This is a genomic window from Pseudomonas sp. A34-9 (genome assembly GCF_029543085.1).
Classification (GTDB): Bacteria; Pseudomonadota; Gammaproteobacteria; order Pseudomonadales; family Pseudomonadaceae; genus Aquipseudomonas.
Genome location: NZ_CP119967.1, coordinates 5,111,247 through 5,128,357 on the forward strand (window position 1 = coordinate 5,111,247; position 17,111 = coordinate 5,128,357).

Sequence of the window (17,111 nt, forward strand, 5' to 3'; positions counted from 1 at the left end):
TTTTTCGGGCGTTTCAGAGCGCCCGGATCACGTGTTTGATTTCCTGAAACGCGGTCAGGCCCCACGGCCCCAACTCGCGACCGATGCTGCTCTGCTTGTAACCGCCCCACGCCGTTTGCGGGAAGATCACTTGCGGCGCGTTGAGCCACACCAGTCCCGCCTGCAGGGCGTTGGCGACACGGTCAGCCGTTTCGGCGTTACGCGTCACCACACTGGCGACCAGCCCGAATTGACTGTCGTTGGCCAAGGCAATTGCCTCGGCTTCGCTGCTGAAACGACGCACGCACAACACCGGGCCAAAAATCTCTTCGCACCACAACGCACTGTCGAGGGGCACATCGGTGAACACCGTCGGCTGCAAAAAATAGCCGCGCGGCAAATGCGCCGGACGATTACCGCCGCACAGCAGCTGCGCCCCGGCGCTCAGGCCACGGTCGATGTGACCGAGCACGCGCTGGTATTGCGCCTGGTTGACCAGTGCGCCCATCTCCACGTCCGGGTCGAACGGATCCGCCACGCGAATGGCTTGCGCACGCTGTTGCAAACGTTCGAGGAATTCATCCGCCAGTTCATCGGCGACCAGCACGCGGCTGGTGGCCGAGCACATTTGCCCGGCGTTGAAGAAACCGCCACCGCAAGCCAGTTCTACCGCCAGCTCCAGATCGGCATCGTCCAGCACCAGCAGCGAGGATTTGCCGCCCAACTCAAGGCTCACGCCCTTCACCGTTTCAGCGGCGCGCTGCATCACCTGCACGCCGACGGCGTTGCTGCCGGTGAAGGAAATCTTGGCGATGCGCGGATCCGCCGACAGCGGCGCACCCACGGCCAGACCGGTGCCGCAAACCACGTTGAACACGCCTTTGGGCAGACCGGATTCGGCAATGATTGCCGCCAGTTCCAGCTCCGGCAGCGGCGTGACTTCCGACGGTTTCAACACCACGCAGCAACCAGCGGCGAGGGCCGGTGCGAGTTTCCACGCGGTGGTGACCATCGGGAAATTCCACGGCACGATCAGCCCGACCACACCGCACGGTTCGCGACGCAGGCGTGCGCTGAAATCATCGCTGGGCAGCGGCACATGGCTGTCCTGTCTGGCGTCGAGGCCTTCGGCGAGTTCGGCGTAATACTCGAACGTGGCGATCACGTCATCGACGTCGATGGCCGCTTCGAACTGCGGTTTGCCGTTGTTGCTCGATTGCAGGTTCATCAAATGATCGCGACCGTTGCGCACGCCATTGGCGATGTTGCGCAGGATCGCGCCGCGCTCGGCGCCAGTGGTTTGCGACCAGTCCTTGAATGCTTCAGTCGCAGCGGCGACGGCTTGCTCGACCGCTTGCTCGTCACCACCATTGACCGTGGTCAGCAGCGCTTCGGTGGCCGGGTTGATCACCCGCAGATGTTCGCGACCGGCCGACCATTGGCCGTTGATGTAGAGGCCGTCGAGTGTGGTTGGGAAACTGATCATCGGGCCACCGCCTGCATCCACTGGTTCTGGTCGATTTCGATCACGGTCGGGCCTTGGCGATCGGTGGCGGCGCGCAGTGCACCACGCAATTGCTCAACCGAGCTGATCGCTTCGGCGGCGCAGCCGAGGGCCTTGGCCACACCGATAAAGTCCGGGGTGTAGATATCGACGCCGACCGGCTCAATGGCGCGATTGACCATGTATTTCTTGATCTCTTCGTAGCCCTGGTTATTCCACAGCAGGACGATCACCGGCGTGCGTGCTTCGACGGCGCTGGCCAGTTCCGGCAGGGTGAATTGCAGACCGCCGTCGCCGATCAGGCACACCACTGGCGGGCGCGCGCCTTTGTCGAGTTGACCACCGAGCCAGGCGCCAATCGCAGCGGGCAACGCGTAGCCGAGGGTGCCGTAACCGGTCGATGAGTTGAACCAGCGCCGCGGGCGCTCCGCGTTGAAGGTGAGGTTGCCGGTGTACACCGGTTGCGTGGAGTCGCCGACGAACACCGCATCGGGCAATTCGTGCAGCACGGTTTCGAGGAAACGGGTTTGCGCCAGCGTCGGGGCATCCCAGTTCGCGGCCAGATCTTCACGCAGACGCGCCGCGCGCACCTGGCCCCAATCGTTGCGGCGCTCGGCCTGCGGCTTCTGCGACAAGGCGCTGAGCAGTGCTTGCGCGGCATTGCGCGAGTCAGCAACCAGTGCGACGTTTGGCGGATAGTTACGCACGGTCTGATCGGCATCGATGTCGATGCGCAGCAGTTTGCCGGGAATCTCGAAGCCACCGGCGAAGGTCACGTCGTAATCGGTTTCGGCCAGTTCGGTGCCGATCGCCAGCACCACATCGGCATCGGCGACCAGTGCGCGGGTGGCGACCAGGCTTTGCGTCGAGCCGATCAGCAGCGGATGCGCGGATGGCAACATGCCCTTGGCATTGATGGTCAGCGCCACCGGGGCATCGAGCAGTTCGGCCAGCTCGGTGAGTTCGGCAGCGGCATCGATCGCACCGCCACCGGCGAGAATCAAGGGACGCTGTGCGCCGGCGAGCAACTCGCTCATGCGGCTGACGGCAGCGGGGGCGGCACCGGCGCGGTCGATGTTGACCGGGCGGCTGGCGAGCAAGTCATCGGCTTCTTCTACCAGCACGTCCAGCGGGATTTCGATGTGCACCGGACGCGGGCGGCCGGCCTGGAACAAGGCGAATGCGCGAGCGAGCACGCCCGGCAATTCCGACGCCGACATCAGCGTGTGGGAGAACGCCGCGACACCGCCGACCAGTGCGCTCTGGTTCGGCAACTCGTGCAGCTTGCCGCGCCCGCCGCCCAACTGGTTGCGGGTCTGTACGCTGGAGATCACCAGCATCGGGATCGAATCGGCGTAAGCCTGGCCCATCGCCGTGGTGATGTTGGTCATGCCCGGCCCGGTGATGATGAAGCACACACCCGGTTTGCCGCTGGTGCGCGCATAACCGTCGGCCATGAAACCGGCGCCTTGCTCATGCCGTGGGGTGACGTGGTTGATGCTCGAACGGGCCAGCCCGCGATACAGCTCCACGGTGTGCACGCCGGGAATGCCGAACACCTGCTCGACCCCATAATCTTCGAGTAACTTGACCAGTACTTCGCCACACGTCGCCATGTCGTTGCCCTTCTTGTTCGTTTGAGACACAAGGCCCATGAAGGCCTTCAATGGGCTCATTGAACGGTCGGCAGGTAGCGGCAACAATCGATTAAAAGTCATACTAGCCATGTCCTCACGTCATACCTTGGATCCACATGAAACGACTGCCACCCCTGCCCGCCCTGCATACGTTTCTGATCACCGCGCAGTGCTGCAACTTCACCCGGGCCGCCGAGCAGTTGCACATCACCCAGGGCGCGGTGAGCCGGCAGATCGCCGGGCTGGAAGATCATCTGGGGTATGAATTGTTCATTCGTCTGGCCCGGGGTCTGGAGCTGACGGCTGAAGGTCGTGAGTGGCTGCCGCGAGTGGAGAAGGTTTTCGCTCTGATCACCGAGGCCACCGAGCAGATCGGTCTCAAGCGCGAAACCCTGCAACTCAAGGCGCCGAGCTGTGTCATGCGCTGGCTGGTGCCGCGCCTGCTGCAATGGCAGAAGGAGCGCCCGGATGTGCCGGTCAAACTCACCACCACTCTGGCCCATGGGGTGGATTTTCAACGTGAGCAATTCGATGCGGCGGTGATTTATGGAACGCCACCGGATAACTCGTCGACCGCGCTGCATCTGTTCGATGAACAACTGACCCCGGTCTGTTCACCGGCACTGTTGAAAGGCCCGCCGGCATTGTCCGAGCCGGCCGATCTGCAACAGCACTTGTTGCTACATCCGACTGCCGATACGCAGGACTGGAAAGTGTGGCTGACGGCGGCGGAGTTGCAGCTCAATAACGTGAACATGGGCCAGCATTTCGAAACGCTGGATCAGGCGATGTCGATGGCGTCGCATGGGACGGGGGTGGCGATTGGAGATTGGTCGTTGATCGGCGATGACCTGCGCGCCGGGCGGCTGGTGATGCCGTTTGAGTTGAAGGTGAAGACGGGGCTGGCGTATTACGTGGTGGTGCCTGCGGGAACCGAGCCATCGCCGCAGCTGGAAGAACTGATGATCTGGCTGGTTGAGCAGGCCCATTTGCGCTGAGGCTTTTCCCCTCACCCTAACCCTCTCCCAGGGGGAGAGGGGACTGATTGCGGGTTGCTGAAGAAATACAGCGACCTGAAAATGCTGTACCGAATCCATAATCGACTCGATCGTTCAGGTCGATGTACCACGCCAGACAACTCGGTCGGCTCCCTCTCCCTCGGGAGAGGGCTGGGGTGAGGGGCGAGGTTTCACTCAATACCCGACCGTAAACCGCTGACGCGAATGCTTCGGCGCTTCCACCTCGTCAATCAGCGCAATCGCGTAATCGGCAAAGGTGATCCAGCTACGCCCCTCGGTACTCACCAGCAAGTGATCCTGGCCGACACGGAAACTACCCGTGCGCTCACCTTCGACAAACTCTGCCGAAGGCGACAGAAAGGTCCAGTCCAGATCCTTCTCCTGACGCAACGCCTGAAGAAACGCCGAACCTGCACTGGCCTCGGTTTTGTATTCCGCCGGGAACCCCGCACTGTCGATCACGCGCGTATCGTCCGGCAGCAACAACGAACCGGCACCGCCCACCACCAGCAAGCGTGGCACGCCCGCCTGCTTCACCGGCCCGACAATCGCCGCCGCAGGGACGGTGGCGAAATGTGCGGCGGTGATCACCACATCGTGACCCGCCACCGCGTCTTGCAACGCTGCTGAATCCAGCACATCGACATTCTTGCTGACCACACCGGCACGGGCGCCGATCTTCGAGGTGTCGCGGGCGATAGCGGTAACACTATGGCCACGACGCAGGGCTTCTTCCAGCAATTGGCTACCGGCGCGGCCGGTGGCACCAATGATTGCGATCTTGCTCATGACATTCTCCAGTTGGCTTGAGATTGCTGCGTTTTCAGATTCGGCTTACCACTGCATTTCGCCCTTGGCGACTTTCGCGCTCAGCTCCAGCGAGCTTTCTTCGCCGAGTGTCGGGTAGCGCTTTTTCATCGCCTCGATCAGTGCGGCGGAATCTTTGGCTTTGGCGGTTTGCGCGTCGAAAGTCTTAATGTAGTCGGCGGTGAATTTCACGCTGGCCAGCGAACGGCTGCTGTCGCCCAGGTAGTGACCCGGCACCACGGTGTTCGGCTTGAGGGTTTCGATCGAGTGCAACGTTTCCAGCCAGTCAGCGTGGGATTGCGCGGTCTGGGTGTCGGCCATCCACACGTGAATGTTCTCGGCGACGACTACGCCACCGACCACGGCTTTGAGCGACGGAATCCACACAAAGCTGCGATCCGGCTGTTTGCCTTCAAGACCGACCACCTGCAACTTCTGCCCTTCGAGCATCAGGCTGTCGCCCTTGAGCACACCCGGCACGATGGTTTTCGCTGGCACATCGGCGCCCATTTTCGGCCCCCAGAAGGCCAGTTTGCCGGCGACGGTTTTGTTGATGTGATCGACGGTCGGTTGCGAGGCCAGCACCTTGGCGTCAGGGAACGCCTGGGTCAGAGTGTCGAGACCGAAGTAGTAATCAGGGTCACCGTGACTGATGTAAATGGTGGTCAGGTGCTTGCCGCTCGCACGGATTTTTTCCACGACTTGTTCAGCCTGGGATTTGCCGAATTGCGCATCGACGAGGATCGCGTCTTTCTCACCGCTGACCAGCACCGAGGTCACCGGGAAAATCGCCTTGGTTCCCGGGTTGTAGACGTCGAGGGTCAGGTTGGCAGCCGCTGCATGCGCGGCGAAACCCAGGGAAGCGGTGGCGAGCAGAACGCGTTTGAGTGTGGTGAAGCCGATCATCTGTTGCTCCGGTGTCCGAATGCCGTGTTTGCGATGGGACAGAGCTTAGTTGCCTGACTCAGTACAAAAAATGCGATGCTTGAACATAGTTTGTTTCTGAAAGCGGGCAAATCATGGATCGTCTCCAAGCAATGCGGGTGTTTGTCACCGTGGTGGATCTGGGCAGCCAGTCGGCCGCAGCCGATCATCTTGACCTTTCGCGGCCGGTGGTTTCACGTTATCTGGCGGAGCTTGAGGACTGGGTCGGCGCACGCCTGATGCACCGCACCACGCGCAAGTTAAGCCTGACCGCAGCCGGCAGCGAAATCCTGCCGCGCTGTCGGCAGATGATCGATCTGTCGACGGACATGCAGGCGGCCGTCAGCGAACCCCACGATGCCCCGCGCGGGTTGTTGCGCATCAGCGTCAGCACCTCGTTCGGTCAGGCACAACTGGCCGATGCGATGGCCGCGTACGTCAAGCGCTATGCGGGTGTGAGCATCGATCTGCAAATGCTCGATCGCACAGTGAATCTGGTCGATGAACGCATCGATCTGGCGATTCGTACCAGTAACGATCTCGACCCCAACCTGATCGCCCGACGCCTGACCGTTTGTCGCTCGGTGGTGTGCGCCGCGCCGGCGTATCTGCAAGAACAGCCGGCGCCTCTGCGGGTCGAGGAACTGAGCCGACACAACTGCCTGACGCACTCGTATTTCGGCAAAAGCCTGTGGCATTTCGAGGAGGATGGCGAAGCGGTTTCGGTGCCGGTGCAGGGCAACATCAGCGCCAATGAAGCCAGCACCTTGTTGCGCGCGACACTGGCGGGCGCGGGGGTGGCGATGCTGCCGACCTATCAGGCCGGGGTGCATATCCACAGCGGTGAACTGATCCGCCTGCTGCCCCATGCCGAACCGCGGCAGATGAGCATCTACGCGGTGTACGCCTCGCGCAAACACATGCCGGCGGCGCTGCGCAGCATGCTGGATTTTCTGGTGGAGCGCTTTCCGGAAAATCCGCAATGGGACCTGGGCTTTTAAAAGTCAAAAGATCGCAGTCTTCGGCAGCTCCTATACCGATCTCTGTAGGAACTGCCGAAGGCTGCGATCTTTTGATCTTGTTCTATGCTGAAAGTAATACCGCAGGGTATGTCGTTCAGAGGTCTACGCCATGAACATCAAAACAAGAAGGTACTTCGCGATTTTCATCACCTGCGCCGCCACGCTGGCGCTGTACGGCACGGCTGCCTGGCGGGTCGAACAGCTGCGACAGTTGCCGCGCGAGTATGCGAGCTGCAACTTCGAGCGCTGCATTCCGCACAATGCCACGCTGAACGCATTGCGCTGATATTCAACTGTGGGAGTGAGCCTGCTCGCGATAGCGGTGTGTCAGTCAAACTTTATCTGAATGACACACCGTTATCGCGAGCAGGCTCACTCCTACAGGGGGCTTGTGGTGTGAGTGGTTACTGCTCGGCCTTCAGACGGTCACGGAAAGCCTTGGGCGATATCCCCACCCGGCGCCGAAACAGCCGTGTGAAGTTGGTCGGATCGGAAAACCCCAACAACTCCGACATCTCGTAAATCGTCATGCTGGTGTAGGTCAGCAAGCGCTTGGCCTCCAGCAACTGCCGTTCATGCATGATCTGCAACGCCGGCTGCCCCGCCAATTCTCGGCAGGTGCCGTTGAGGTGCGACACCGAAATCCCCAGGCGATGCGCCAGGTCCTCGACCTTCACATGCTGGCGATAGGTCTCTTCGACCAATTGAATAAAACCGTTGAGGTATTCGCGCTGACGTTGCGGCCGCTGACTGGCTTTGTGCCGCACGATTGCCTGACGGCTGACCCAGACCATGATCACGCTGACCAGCGAATGCATGAGCATTTCCCGCGCCGGTTGGTGGCCGTTGTATTCGGCCTGCAACGCCGAAAACAGGCTGTTGAGGTAATCGCCATCCGGGCCGGCCGGGTAGTTTTCCGCGCTGGCAAGCGCCTGTACCGAATCGCCCAGTTGCGCCTGCAAGTGATTGATCAGCGGTGTAGCGAGGGTAACGATGAACCCCTCAACGTCCTCGGAAAAACGAAAGCCGTGCACCGATAACGGTGGCAGCACTTGAATGGCCGGGGTTTGGAGTTGCGTGCGTTGCCCTTCGATCTCAAGCTCTGCCTGACCTTTGAAGACGAAGAGCAACTGGCACAAATCGGCGTGGCGGTGGGGTTTGATTTCCCATTGATGTTCGCGACTGCGGGAGGAAATGGTTTCACAGTGCAGCAAGTCAGGGGTCGGCCAGTCCAGGCTTTCACCGTAGAGCTTGAACACTGGAATCGAAGGCAGCTCAGGCTTGTTCATCACTTCAATCCAGGCCTCGGGGTTGTGGGCGATAATCGCACCGATTGGCAGAATGTACAGGTATCGGCTCAGTTTTCACCTTCAATTGACAGACCCGCAAGGGAAAAATGCAAGCACTCGATCCATAAAAATCACTCACCGGTCTTGGCCGCGTGAAGCTTGCGAGTCATAAAAACAATGAAAACGCTGAAAACCCAAGTCGCCATTATTGGCGCCGGTCCGTCCGGATTGCTTCTCGGCCAGTTGTTGCACAACGCCGGCATCGACACCCTCATCCTCGAACGTCAGACACCCGATTATGTCCTCGGCCGCATCCGCGCCGGTGTGCTCGAACAGGGCATGGTAGAGCTGTTGCGTCAGGCTGGCGTAAGTCAGCGCATGGACGCCGAAGGGCTGGTGCACGGCGGATTCGATCTGGCTCTGGACGGACGTCAGGTGCACATCGATCTGCACGCGTTGACCGGCGGCAAGACGGTGATGATCTACGGCCAGACTGAAGTGACTCGCGACCTGATGGCCGCTCGTCGGGAGGCCGGAGCGCTGTCGTTTTATGAAGTGAGCCATGTCGTTCCCCACGGCATGAAAAGCGACGAAGCTTTTGTCACCTTTGAAAAGGACGGTGAAACCTGGCGCGTTGATTGCGATTACATCGCCGGTTGCGATGGCTTCCACGGTGTCGCTCGACAGTCGATTCCAGCCGATTGCCTGAAGATTTTCGAGCGGGTTTATCCGTTTGGCTGGCTGGGCATTCTCGCCGACACGCCGCCGGTGCATGACGAGTTGGTCTACGCCCGTCATGAACGCGGCTTCGCCTTGTGCAGCATGCGTTCGACCACCCGTACCCGCTATTACCTGCAAGTGCCGGCGGATGAAAACGTCGACGACTGGAGCGATCAACGCTTCTGGGACGAGTTGAAAAATCGCCTGCCGGTGGCGCTTGCCGAGAAGCTGGTCACCGGCCCGTCGATTGAAAAAAGCATCGCACCGCTGCGCAGTTTTGTCGTCGAGCCGATGCAGTACGGGCGGATGTTTCTGGTCGGCGACGCCGCGCATATCGTCCCGCCCACAGGCGCCAAGGGTTTGAATCTGGCGGCGAGTGACGTCAGCACGCTGTTCAATATTCTGCTGAAGGTTTACCGCGACGGGCGCACCGATCTGCTGGAGAAATACTCGGAAATCTGCCTGCGCCGCGTCTGGAAAGCCGAGCGCTTTTCCTGGTGGATGACCTCGATGCTGCATCGCTTCGACGATCACGATGACTTCAGCCAGCGCATCAGCGCCTCGGAACTGGACTACTTTGTCAGTTCAGAAGCGGGGCGAAAAACCATTGCAGAAAATTACGTCGGACTTCCTTATGAGGCTATCGAATAGCCTGCTACCGACTTACACTGGCGAGCATCCGCGCTCGCCTGACGATCTGCGGGACTCTCACTGCCCGCAGGTTTTGCCCGTGACCAATCTCAATCACCCCGAAACGCCCAAACCGGCCATTCGCAGCGTGCTGGTGGCGCTGATGATGGCGATCTTTCTCGGTGCGCTGGACCAGACCATCGTCGCCGTCTCGATGCCGGCCATCTCTGCGCAATTCAAGGATGTCAGCCTGCTCGCCTGGGTGATTTCCGGGTACATGGTCGCGATGACGGTGGCGGTGCCGATCTACGGCAAGCTCGGTGATTTGTACGGGCGACGCAAACTGATGCTGTTCGGCATGGGCCTGTTCACCCTCGCCTCACTGTTTTGCGGCATGGCGCAGAGCATGGAGCAACTGGTGCTGGCGCGGATCCTTCAGGGCATCGGCGCCGGCGGGATGATTTCCGTGAGTCAGGCGATCATCGGCGACATCGTGCCACCGCGCGAACGTGGCCGTTATCAGGGTTACTTCAGCAGCATGTATGCGATGGCTAGCGTGGCTGGCCCGGTGCTCGGCGGCTACATGACCGAGTACCTGTCGTGGCGTTGGGTATTTCTGGTCAACCTGCCACTGGGTCTCGGCGCCTGGTGGGTCGCCCAGCGCAATCTGCGCGGGTTGCCGATTCCCAATCGTAAACCGATCATCGATTACCTCGGCACGGTGTTGATGATCATCGGCCTGACCGCGTTGTTGCTCGGCATCACCCAGGTCGGTCAGGGTCATTCCTGGCGCAGCAGCGAAGTGCTCGGGTTGTTCGCGTGCGCGGTGGTGGTGCTGGCGTTTTTTGTCTGGCATGAACGACGGGCGCGGGAGCCGTTGCTGCCGATGCACCTGTTCGCCAACCGCAACGCCCTGCTGTGCTGGTGCACGATTTTCTTCACCAGTTTCCAGGCGATTTCACTGATCGTACTGATGCCGCTGCGCTTTCAGAGTGTCACCGGGGCCGGCGCCGACAGTGCCGCCTTGCACTTGCTGCCGTTGGCCATGGGGCTGCCGATTGGTGCGTTCTTCGCCGGGCGTCGCACGTCGATTACCGGGCGTTACAAACCGCAGATTCTGACCGGCGCGATGCTGATGCCGATCTCGATTCTCGGCATGGCGTTCAGTCCGCCCGAGGCGACACTGGTCAGTGGTCTGTGCATGTTGCTCTGCGGTATTTCCAGCGGCATGCAGTTTCCGACCTCGTTGGTCGGCACGCAGAATTCGGTGGAGCAACGCGACATCGGCGTGGCCACCAGCACCACCAACCTGTTCCGTTCGCTGGGCGGTGCGGTGGGCGTGGCGTTGATGTCGGCGCTGTTGCTGGCATTGCTGCAGGACTCCAGTTTCGCCCATCTGGCGAGCAGTTCGCTGATGAGCGAGGGGCATTCGGGCAATGTCCTGCTCGATGGTCTGAACGCCGCGCCGGGAGATGCGCAGAACGCCTTGCGTGCGGAATTGCGGGTGACGTTCCGGCATCTGTTGTGGGTGAGTGCAGCGGTGTCGTTGCTGGGGTTGGCGGCGGCGCTTGCGATGCCCAATAACCTGCTGCGCGGGCGCGAACACGGCGCCAAATAACGTTCTCCCCTTGATCGTTCCCACGCTCTGCGTGGGAATGTCTCATCGGACGCTCTGCGTTCGGCTTCGGATGGGACGCAGAGCGTCCCGGGATGCGTTCCCACGCAGAGCGTGGGAACGATCATCCTTCAGGGGCTGTAGTAACCCACCGCGACAAGGAAATGCCCGGCCTTCTTCAGGTAAGCATGCTTGTCCTCGACCTTGCCGGTCACCGGGTTCTTCCAGCGGTATTCATACTCACCTTCATCCTGCTTGCCGATCAGCGCCAGAATCGGCTCGCCCACCGGTTTGCCTTCGGGATCCTTGACCTTGCCGAAGTCGGTATTGATCAACCGCAGATTGGTGCCGTGGGCGACGTAACGCTGAGTATTCAGGTCAACCACGAACACATACAGGTCATCCTGCAAGTAACCGCCCTTGAGCGAATTGATCGCAGTCAGCGTGGCTTTCTCGTCTTTGCCCAGATCAGTCGCGGCTTTATCCAGCAGGGCTTTGGCCTGTTCGGCCGAGGCTCGCGGCAAGTAATAACCGACCGCCAGAATTCGCTGGCCGATGCGCTGGTAATACACGTGCTTGCGCTCGACCTTGCCGTCAGTCTGGTTCTGCCAGCGATATTCTGCCTGCTGGATGCCATTGCCTTCGGGCACTTTCAGGGCATCCTTGAACGCTTTCTGCAAATCCGGACCGATCACCTCACTGACGTCACGGCCGATCAACGCCGAGGAAGGCCCGCCGCTGGCGAGCATCACGCCTTTGGTGTCGACGACAAACACGTAGCGATCCTTGTCGACAAACTCACCCTGGCGGCTGAACGCAGCGAACGCCTTGTCGCCGTTGTCGTGGTAATAGGCCAGGGCTTTTTCCAGCAAGGCGATGGCGGCCTGACTGTCATCCTTGGCGGTCGTGGCGGCGCTGGCCTGGCCGAAACCGGCCAGTAACATCACGCTGAGCCAGGCCACTTTATGCAAAAACCCCATAGCGCATCCCTCGTTCTTGTTGGTGTTTCAAGAGCGTAGACGGCTTGGAGTCATGTATGGATATTCAGGAGGTTTCTGAACGTGTCGCGAATCCGCTGGTGAGGAAAACCTCACCAGCATTGTTCAGGTCTTACGGGCGGGCGTTGATCTGCTGCTGCAAATTCTGAATCTGCGCCTGCAGCGTATTGATGTTGCGGGTCATCTGCCCACGGAAGGCATCGAACTCTGCGGTATTGCCGCCGCCCTGCGGGGCTGCCGGGCGGTTGTCCTGCTCGCTTTTGAGTACGACGATTTCCTGCTCGAGGCGATCGATCGCCGCGCTCGGATTGCCCTGCTTCTTCAACGCCGCAATATCGGCGCCGAGGCTTTTGAACTGAGCGTCAAAAGCCTTCAACTGCGCGTCGACCTTGCTGGTATCGGCCGGCGTGCTTTTCACCGTCGCCAGTTCCGCGCTCAACGCTTTGACCTGCGCTTGCAACTGGGTATTGGCGTTCTGTTGTTCGGTGGTCTGCGCGGTCATCTGCGCCAGGCGCTTATCGAGATCGCTGGCCTGCCCTGCTACGCCTTGCTGCTGTTTGCTCTGATCGAGCAGCTTGCCTTCCAGCTGTTTGATTTGCAGCTTCAAGGCTTCGCTGTCACTGGTGACGTTGGACTGACTGGCGACGACCTTGCCGGAAATATCCTGCAGGCGCCCCGCCGCTTCTTCACTAATGCGTGCAAAGCTTTCCTGGGTCGCGACCAGTTGCTGCTCCATCAACGAAATCTGCTGAAAGCTCCACCAGGCCAGGCCGATGAAAGCGAAGAACAACGCGCCGACCAATGCCCACAGCGGCCCGGTGCTCGCGGCTTTGACCTTGACCACCGGTGGCGTGCGCGAGTGCACGGAGGTGCGGGCGGTGGTCGGAATGTCATCGTCGTCGAAGGTGTCGGCACGCAGGCTCGGGACATCATCGAAATCGTCGTGGGCATCATTACGCATGGACATTGAGGCAACCTTTGTGAAACGCGGTGATGGCTAAATGCTGCGAAGTATAACCGCCGCAGCCGCAGGGATTGACCCCCAAGCGGCTACACGGTTCATTGCCGCCCGGCCGAATCGTTTCAACGGATGTCCTGAGCTTTCCACCACGCGCAGAACTCATCCAGCGCCGACCACAGGCTGACTTGCGGATCGTAGTCCAGATAATGCCGGGCGCGGCTGATGTCGAGGGTGAAATTTTTTTTCATCACCTGCATGCCCAGGCGCGACAGGGTTGGCTCCGGACGTCCGGGCCAGAGCTTGCACGCGCCTTCATTGAGCGCCGCGACGCTGTAGGCCAGGCCATACGAGCGGTACTTGCTGACCTGCGGCACCTCCATCTTGCGCATCACGTAATTGACCACATCCCACAACGGCACCGGCGCGCCATTGCTGATGTTGTAGGCCTTGCCCAGCGCGGAACCGGCGGCGAGCAAACTGCTGAGCAGCGCTTCGTTGAGGTTGTGCACACTGGTGAAATCGACCTTGTTCAGACCATTGCCGATGATCGCCAGACGGCCCTTGCGCTGCATGTTGAGCAGGCGCGGGAAGATGCTCATGTCGCCGGCGCCGGTGACGAAACGCGGGCGCAGGGCGATGGTTTCGAGGCCAAACTCCTGCGCACCGAAGACCTTTTGTTCGGCCAGGTACTTGGTCGCGGCGTAGTGATGTTTGAAGCGCTTGGGCACTTGCTCTTCGGTCAGGTTGAAGTGATCGCGGCCGTCGAAATAGATCGATGGCGACGACAGATGCACCAGACGCCGGACGCGCTGCTTCAGGCAGGCTTCGACAACGTTTTCGGTGACCTGCACGTTGCCTTGATGAAAGTCCTGATAGCGACCCCACAGTCCGACGGCGCCCGCGCAATGCACCACGGCTTCGACATCGGAACACAGTTCACGGACCAGATCGGCATCGGTCAGATCGCCGGGGACAAACTCGGCGCCACGGCGCACCAGATGTTCGACGCTCTCGGCCCGGCGACCGTTGACCCGCACGTCCAGGCCCTGCTCCAGGGCGAGACGCGCAAAGCGTCCGCCAATGAAGCCGCTTGCGCCGGTGACCAGAATTTTCATGTGTAGCTCCAACAAATGCAGCGACGAGCATCAAGCTTCGAGCTGCAAGATTAAAACAGTGCGCAAGCGCTTGACTTGCCGCTTGCAGCTTGACGCTCAGGGCTGCTTCCAGGGCACCAGCCATTGCGCCGATGAACGCACCAATTGCTCGGTCAGCAAGCCCAGCAGCTGACCGCCATTGCGCCAATGATGCCAGTACAACGGCACATCGATCGGTTTATCTGGCAACAGTTCGCGCAATAACCCGCGTTGCAACTGTTCGCGCACTTGCAGTTCCGGCACCAGGCCCCAACCGAGTCCGACCTCAGTCAGGCGGATAAAACCTTCCGAGGATGGGCACAAATGGTGTTCGAATCCGCCATCGACGCCCAACGAAGCGAGATAGCGATGCTGGAGAAAATCGTCAGGGCCGAACACCAGCGCCGGTGTGCGCGGCAATTGTTCGGCGCGAACGCCGTCGGGGAAATGCCGCTCGATGAACGCCGGGCTGGCCAGCGCGCGATAACGCATCGCGCCGAGCAACACACTGCGCGCACCGGCCACCGGGCGTTCACTGGCGCACAGGCATGCGGCGACTTCACCGGCGCGCATGCGTTTGAGGCCAACCGTTTGGTCTTCTACCACTAGATCCAGCAACAAATGCTGTTCGGCGCAGAAATCCCCCACTGCCTCGGCCCACCAGGTGGCGAGGCTGTCGGCGTTGAGCGCAATGCGCAGGCGTTCCGGCAGCCCTTCTTCGTCCAATGAGGGCACGAGCGTCTGCAAATCGCGCTCAAGCAGACGCACTTGTTGCACATGGTTGAGCAGACGCCGGCCAATCTCGGTCGGCGATGGCGGCGTAGCGCGCACCAGCACTGGCTGACCGACGCGGGCCTCAAGCAATTTGATCCGCTGCGAAATCGCCGATTGCGACAAGCCCAGCACCTGCGCCGCGCGTTCGAATCCGGCCTGCTCGACCACGGCGGCCAAGGCAGAGAGTAATTTGTAGTCGAACATCAGTTTTCCTAATGAGCGATCAGCACTATTGGTTTTTCTTATACAGGTTTCGACCGGAGAATAGCCAGCAAGCACTCTTTATCAAGGACTACCCCAATGGCTGGCGAAACCTCACTCAGCACTTTGCTGCGCAGCATGAGTCCGCAACTCAACGCCGGCGAATACGTGTTCTGCACCCTGCTTGACGGCCAGTTGCCAAACGGACTGGAGATGGTCGGCAGCTTTCGCGAACAGGAAGGTCTGACCGTGATTCTCGAACGTTCCCACGCTGAAAAGGCCGGTTTCAGTTTCGACTACGTCGCGGCGTGGATCACGCTGAATGTGCATTCGGCGCTGGAAGCCGTCGGTCTGACGGCGGCGTTCGCCACCGCACTGGGCAAGGCCGGGATCAGTTGCAACGTGATCGCCGGTTACTACCACGACCATTTATTCGTCGGTCAGGCCGACGCCGAACGCGCCATGCAAGTGCTGCGTGATCTCGCAGCCAACGCGGAGTAACCGTTATGTGGCAAAGCTATATGAATGGTCTGTTGGTGGCGTTCGGGCTGATCATGGCGATCGGCACCCAGAACGCGTTTGTCCTGGCGCAAAGTCTGCGGCGTGAGCATCACTTGCCGGTCGCTGCGCTGTGTGTGGCCTGCGATGCGTTGCTCGTGGCGGCCGGGGTGTTCGGCCTGGCGACCGTGCTGGCGCAGAACCCGACATTGCTCGCGGTCGCACGTTGGGGTGGCGCGGTGTTCCTGATCTGGTACGGCAGCCAGGCGCTGCGCCGCGCGTTTTCGAAGCAGAGTCTGGATCAGGGCGAAAACCAGACCGTGCGCTCGCTGAGGGCTGTGATGCTCAGTGCATTGGCGGTGACCTTGCTCAATCCACACGTTTATCTGGATACCGTGTTGCTGATCGGTTCGCTTGGCGCGCAGCAATCGGTGCCGGGCGCTTATGTGGTCGGCGCGGCGAGTGCTTCGCTGCTGTGGTTTTTCACGTTGGCGCTGGGTGCCGCGTGGCTCGCACCGTGGCTGGCTCGCCCGAGTACATGGCGGATTCTTGATCTATTGGTGGCGGTGATGATGTTCACGGTGGCCGGGCAATTAATTATCGCCCGTTGATTTATTCCAAAAGGCTCTGGAACCTCTATCCCACACAGTTGTTGCGTGGTTAAGCCGCAACCCCGGTGCTATGATCCGAACCCTGCGCCGCAAAGAGTAAAAACTCGCCGGTGCATTTCTGGCCGCCCGTGATCGGCCTTGCGCTCACCGCAACAGACCTGATTAGGAGAATCATCATGGCTTTCGAATTGCCGCCGCTGCCTTACGCACACGATGCCCTGCAGCCGCACATTTCCAAGGAAACCCTGGAATACCACCACGACAAGCACCACAACACCTATGTCGTGAACCTGAACAACCTGGTGCCAGGCACCGAGTTCGAAGGCAAGACTCTGGAAGAAATCGTCAAGACTTCCTCGGGCGGTATCTTCAACAACGCCGCTCAGGTCTGGAACCACACTTTCTACTGGAACTGCCTGGCGCCAAACGCCGGCGGTCAACCAACCGGCGCGCTGGCTGAAGCCATCAACGCAGCCTTCGGTTCGTTCGACAAGTTCAAGGAAGAGTTCAGCAAAACCTCGATCGGCACCTTCGGTTCCGGCTGGGGCTGGCTGGTGAAAAAGGCTGACGGTTCCCTGGCCCTGGCCAGCACCATCGGCGCCGGCAACCCGCTGACCAGCGGCGACACCCCGCTGCTGACCTGCGACGTCTGGGAACACGCTTACTACATCGACTACCGCAACGTTCGTCCGAAGTACGTCGAAGCGTTCTGGAACCTGGTCAACTGGAAGTTCGTTGCTGAGCAGTTCGAAGGCAAAACCTTCACCGCTTAAGCTGCGCGCCAGTCAA

17 protein-coding genes are annotated in these 17,111 nt (G+C 60.5%); 8 read left to right on the top strand and 9 right to left on the bottom strand.

Translation table 11 applies throughout. From position 1 onward, the window contains the following. Positions 1 to 13: 13 nt before the first annotated feature. The gene (locus P3G59_RS22775; RefSeq protein WP_277759054.1) at positions 14 to 1,465 is read right to left on the bottom strand and encodes an aldehyde dehydrogenase family protein; all 1,452 of its coding nucleotides are present in this window, start codon (positions 1,463 to 1,465) and stop codon (positions 14 to 16) included. Beyond that, the gene (locus tag P3G59_RS22780; RefSeq protein WP_277762196.1) at positions 1,462 to 3,099 is read right to left on the bottom strand and encodes a 5-guanidino-2-oxopentanoate decarboxylase; all 1,638 of its coding nucleotides are present in this window, start codon (positions 3,097 to 3,099) and stop codon (positions 1,462 to 1,464) included. The genes P3G59_RS22775 and P3G59_RS22780 overlap by 4 nt, the downstream gene beginning before the upstream one ends. 137 nt (positions 3,100 to 3,236) lie before the next feature. On the opposite strand from P3G59_RS22780, the gene P3G59_RS22785 reads away from it, so the two are divergent. Beyond that, positions 3,237 to 4,118, top strand: a complete 882-nt coding sequence (locus P3G59_RS22785; protein ID WP_277759055.1) for a LysR substrate-binding domain-containing protein — start codon at positions 3,237 to 3,239, stop codon at positions 4,116 to 4,118. 195 nt (positions 4,119 to 4,313) lie between these two features. Here the strand turns inward: P3G59_RS22785 and P3G59_RS22790 are convergent, their stop codons facing one another. Both P3G59_RS22790 and P3G59_RS22795 read right to left on the bottom strand, forming a co-directional pair. Beyond that, the gene (locus P3G59_RS22790; protein WP_277759056.1) at positions 4,314 to 4,928 is read right to left on the bottom strand and encodes an NAD(P)-dependent oxidoreductase; all 615 of its coding nucleotides are present in this window, start codon (positions 4,926 to 4,928) and stop codon (positions 4,314 to 4,316) included. A gap of 45 nt (positions 4,929 to 4,973) precedes the next feature. Continuing rightward, positions 4,974 to 5,852, bottom strand: coding sequence for an MBL fold metallo-hydrolase (locus tag P3G59_RS22795; protein ID WP_277759057.1), 879 nt, complete (start codon positions 5,850 to 5,852; stop codon positions 4,974 to 4,976). A 113-nt stretch (positions 5,853 to 5,965) separates the two neighbouring features. Here P3G59_RS22795 and P3G59_RS22800 point away from each other — a divergent pair, with 113 nt between their 5' ends. Both P3G59_RS22800 and P3G59_RS22805 read left to right on the top strand, forming a co-directional pair. Further along, positions 5,966 to 6,871: a LysR family transcriptional regulator gene (locus P3G59_RS22800; RefSeq protein ID WP_277759058.1), complete on the top strand. Its 906-nt coding sequence runs from the start codon at positions 5,966 to 5,968 to the stop codon at positions 6,869 to 6,871. Between the two features lie 130 nt (positions 6,872 to 7,001). Next, on the top strand, positions 7,002 to 7,178 hold the full coding sequence (locus P3G59_RS22805; RefSeq protein WP_008085463.1) for a hypothetical protein: 177 nt from the start codon (positions 7,002 to 7,004) through the stop codon (positions 7,176 to 7,178). 118 nt (positions 7,179 to 7,296) lie between these two features. Here P3G59_RS22805 and P3G59_RS22810 read toward each other — a convergent pair whose 3' ends face one another. Next, positions 7,297 to 8,181: a helix-turn-helix domain-containing protein gene (locus P3G59_RS22810; RefSeq protein ID WP_277759059.1), complete on the bottom strand. Its 885-nt coding sequence runs from the start codon at positions 8,179 to 8,181 to the stop codon at positions 7,297 to 7,299. 177 nt (positions 8,182 to 8,358) lie between these two features. Here P3G59_RS22810 and pobA point away from each other — a divergent pair, with 177 nt between their 5' ends. Together pobA and P3G59_RS22820 are read left to right on the top strand one after the other, a co-directional pair. Then, complete coding sequence (gene pobA, locus P3G59_RS22815) at positions 8,359 to 9,552, top strand: 4-hydroxybenzoate 3-monooxygenase (protein WP_277759060.1); 1,194 nt, start codon at positions 8,359 to 8,361, stop codon at positions 9,550 to 9,552. Positions 9,553 to 9,631: 79 nt separating this feature from the next. Next, complete coding sequence (locus P3G59_RS22820; protein WP_277759061.1) at positions 9,632 to 11,149, top strand: MDR family MFS transporter; 1,518 nt, start codon at positions 9,632 to 9,634, stop codon at positions 11,147 to 11,149. A gap of 128 nt (positions 11,150 to 11,277) precedes the next feature. Here P3G59_RS22820 and P3G59_RS22825 read toward each other — a convergent pair whose 3' ends face one another. The 4 genes from P3G59_RS22825 to P3G59_RS22840 all read right to left on the bottom strand — a co-directional run bounded on the left by P3G59_RS22825 (position 11,278) and on the right by P3G59_RS22840 (position 15,216). After that, positions 11,278 to 12,126: a cache domain-containing protein gene (locus P3G59_RS22825; RefSeq protein ID WP_277759062.1), complete on the bottom strand. Its 849-nt coding sequence runs from the start codon at positions 12,124 to 12,126 to the stop codon at positions 11,278 to 11,280. A gap of 130 nt (positions 12,127 to 12,256) precedes the next feature. Continuing rightward, entirely contained in the window at positions 12,257 to 13,111 is an 855-nt protein-coding gene (locus P3G59_RS22830; RefSeq protein ID WP_123453731.1) for an ATPase, read from the bottom strand. Between the two features lie 116 nt (positions 13,112 to 13,227). Then, on the bottom strand, positions 13,228 to 14,220 hold the full coding sequence (locus P3G59_RS22835) for an NAD-dependent epimerase/dehydratase family protein (protein ID WP_277759063.1): 993 nt from the start codon (positions 14,218 to 14,220) through the stop codon (positions 13,228 to 13,230). Positions 14,221 to 14,316: 96 nt separating this feature from the next. Continuing rightward, positions 14,317 to 15,216 carry a LysR family transcriptional regulator ArgP gene (locus tag P3G59_RS22840; RefSeq protein WP_277759064.1) on the bottom strand — a complete coding sequence of 300 codons (900 nt, stop codon included), beginning with the start codon at positions 15,214 to 15,216 and terminating at the stop codon, positions 14,317 to 14,319. 96 nt (positions 15,217 to 15,312) lie between these two features. Here P3G59_RS22840 and P3G59_RS22845 point away from each other — a divergent pair, with 96 nt between their 5' ends. From P3G59_RS22845 to P3G59_RS22855, 3 genes are all read left to right on the top strand, one after another. Beyond that, on the top strand, positions 15,313 to 15,714 hold the full coding sequence (locus P3G59_RS22845) for an ACT domain-containing protein (RefSeq protein ID WP_277759065.1): 402 nt from the start codon (positions 15,313 to 15,315) through the stop codon (positions 15,712 to 15,714). Positions 15,715 to 15,719: 5 nt separating this feature from the next. Further along, on the top strand, positions 15,720 to 16,322 hold the full coding sequence (locus P3G59_RS22850) for a LysE/ArgO family amino acid transporter (RefSeq protein ID WP_277759066.1): 603 nt from the start codon (positions 15,720 to 15,722) through the stop codon (positions 16,320 to 16,322). Positions 16,323 to 16,498: 176 nt separating this feature from the next. Then, complete coding sequence (locus P3G59_RS22855; RefSeq protein ID WP_007918933.1) at positions 16,499 to 17,095, top strand: Fe-Mn family superoxide dismutase; 597 nt, start codon at positions 16,499 to 16,501, stop codon at positions 17,093 to 17,095. Positions 17,096 to 17,111: the final 16 nt, after the last annotated feature.

Excerpts from the sequence above, each read along its gene's own strand:
- P3G59_RS22775 (WP_277759054.1), bottom strand. The coding sequence starts at position 1,465 with ATGATCAGTTTCCCAACCACACTCGACGGCCTCTACATCAACGGCCAA.
- P3G59_RS22780 (WP_277762196.1), bottom strand. The coding sequence starts at position 3,099 with ATGGCGACGTGTGGCGAAGTACTGGTCAAGTTACTCGAAGATTATGGG.
- P3G59_RS22785 (WP_277759055.1), top strand. The coding sequence starts at position 3,237 with ATGAAACGACTGCCACCCCTGCCCGCCCTGCATACGTTTCTGATCACC.
- P3G59_RS22790 (WP_277759056.1), bottom strand. The coding sequence starts at position 4,928 with ATGAGCAAGATCGCAATCATTGGTGCCACCGGCCGCGCCGGTAGCCAA.
- P3G59_RS22795 (WP_277759057.1), bottom strand. The coding sequence starts at position 5,852 with ATGATCGGCTTCACCACACTCAAACGCGTTCTGCTCGCCACCGCTTCC.
- P3G59_RS22800 (WP_277759058.1), top strand. The coding sequence starts at position 5,966 with ATGGATCGTCTCCAAGCAATGCGGGTGTTTGTCACCGTGGTGGATCTG.
- P3G59_RS22805 (WP_008085463.1), top strand. The coding sequence starts at position 7,002 with ATGAACATCAAAACAAGAAGGTACTTCGCGATTTTCATCACCTGCGCC.
- P3G59_RS22810 (WP_277759059.1), bottom strand. The coding sequence starts at position 8,181 with ATGAACAAGCCTGAGCTGCCTTCGATTCCAGTGTTCAAGCTCTACGGT.
- pobA (WP_277759060.1), top strand. The coding sequence starts at position 8,359 with ATGAAAACGCTGAAAACCCAAGTCGCCATTATTGGCGCCGGTCCGTCC.
- P3G59_RS22825 (WP_277759062.1), bottom strand. The coding sequence starts at position 12,126 with ATGGGGTTTTTGCATAAAGTGGCCTGGCTCAGCGTGATGTTACTGGCC.
- P3G59_RS22830 (WP_123453731.1), bottom strand. The coding sequence starts at position 13,111 with ATGTCCATGCGTAATGATGCCCACGACGATTTCGATGATGTCCCGAGC.
- P3G59_RS22835 (WP_277759063.1), bottom strand. The coding sequence starts at position 14,220 with ATGAAAATTCTGGTCACCGGCGCAAGCGGCTTCATTGGCGGACGCTTT.
- P3G59_RS22840 (WP_277759064.1), bottom strand. The coding sequence starts at position 15,216 with ATGTTCGACTACAAATTACTCTCTGCCTTGGCCGCCGTGGTCGAGCAG.
- P3G59_RS22845 (WP_277759065.1), top strand. The coding sequence starts at position 15,313 with ATGGCTGGCGAAACCTCACTCAGCACTTTGCTGCGCAGCATGAGTCCG.
- P3G59_RS22850 (WP_277759066.1), top strand. The coding sequence starts at position 15,720 with ATGTGGCAAAGCTATATGAATGGTCTGTTGGTGGCGTTCGGGCTGATC.
- P3G59_RS22855 (WP_007918933.1), top strand. The coding sequence starts at position 16,499 with ATGGCTTTCGAATTGCCGCCGCTGCCTTACGCACACGATGCCCTGCAG.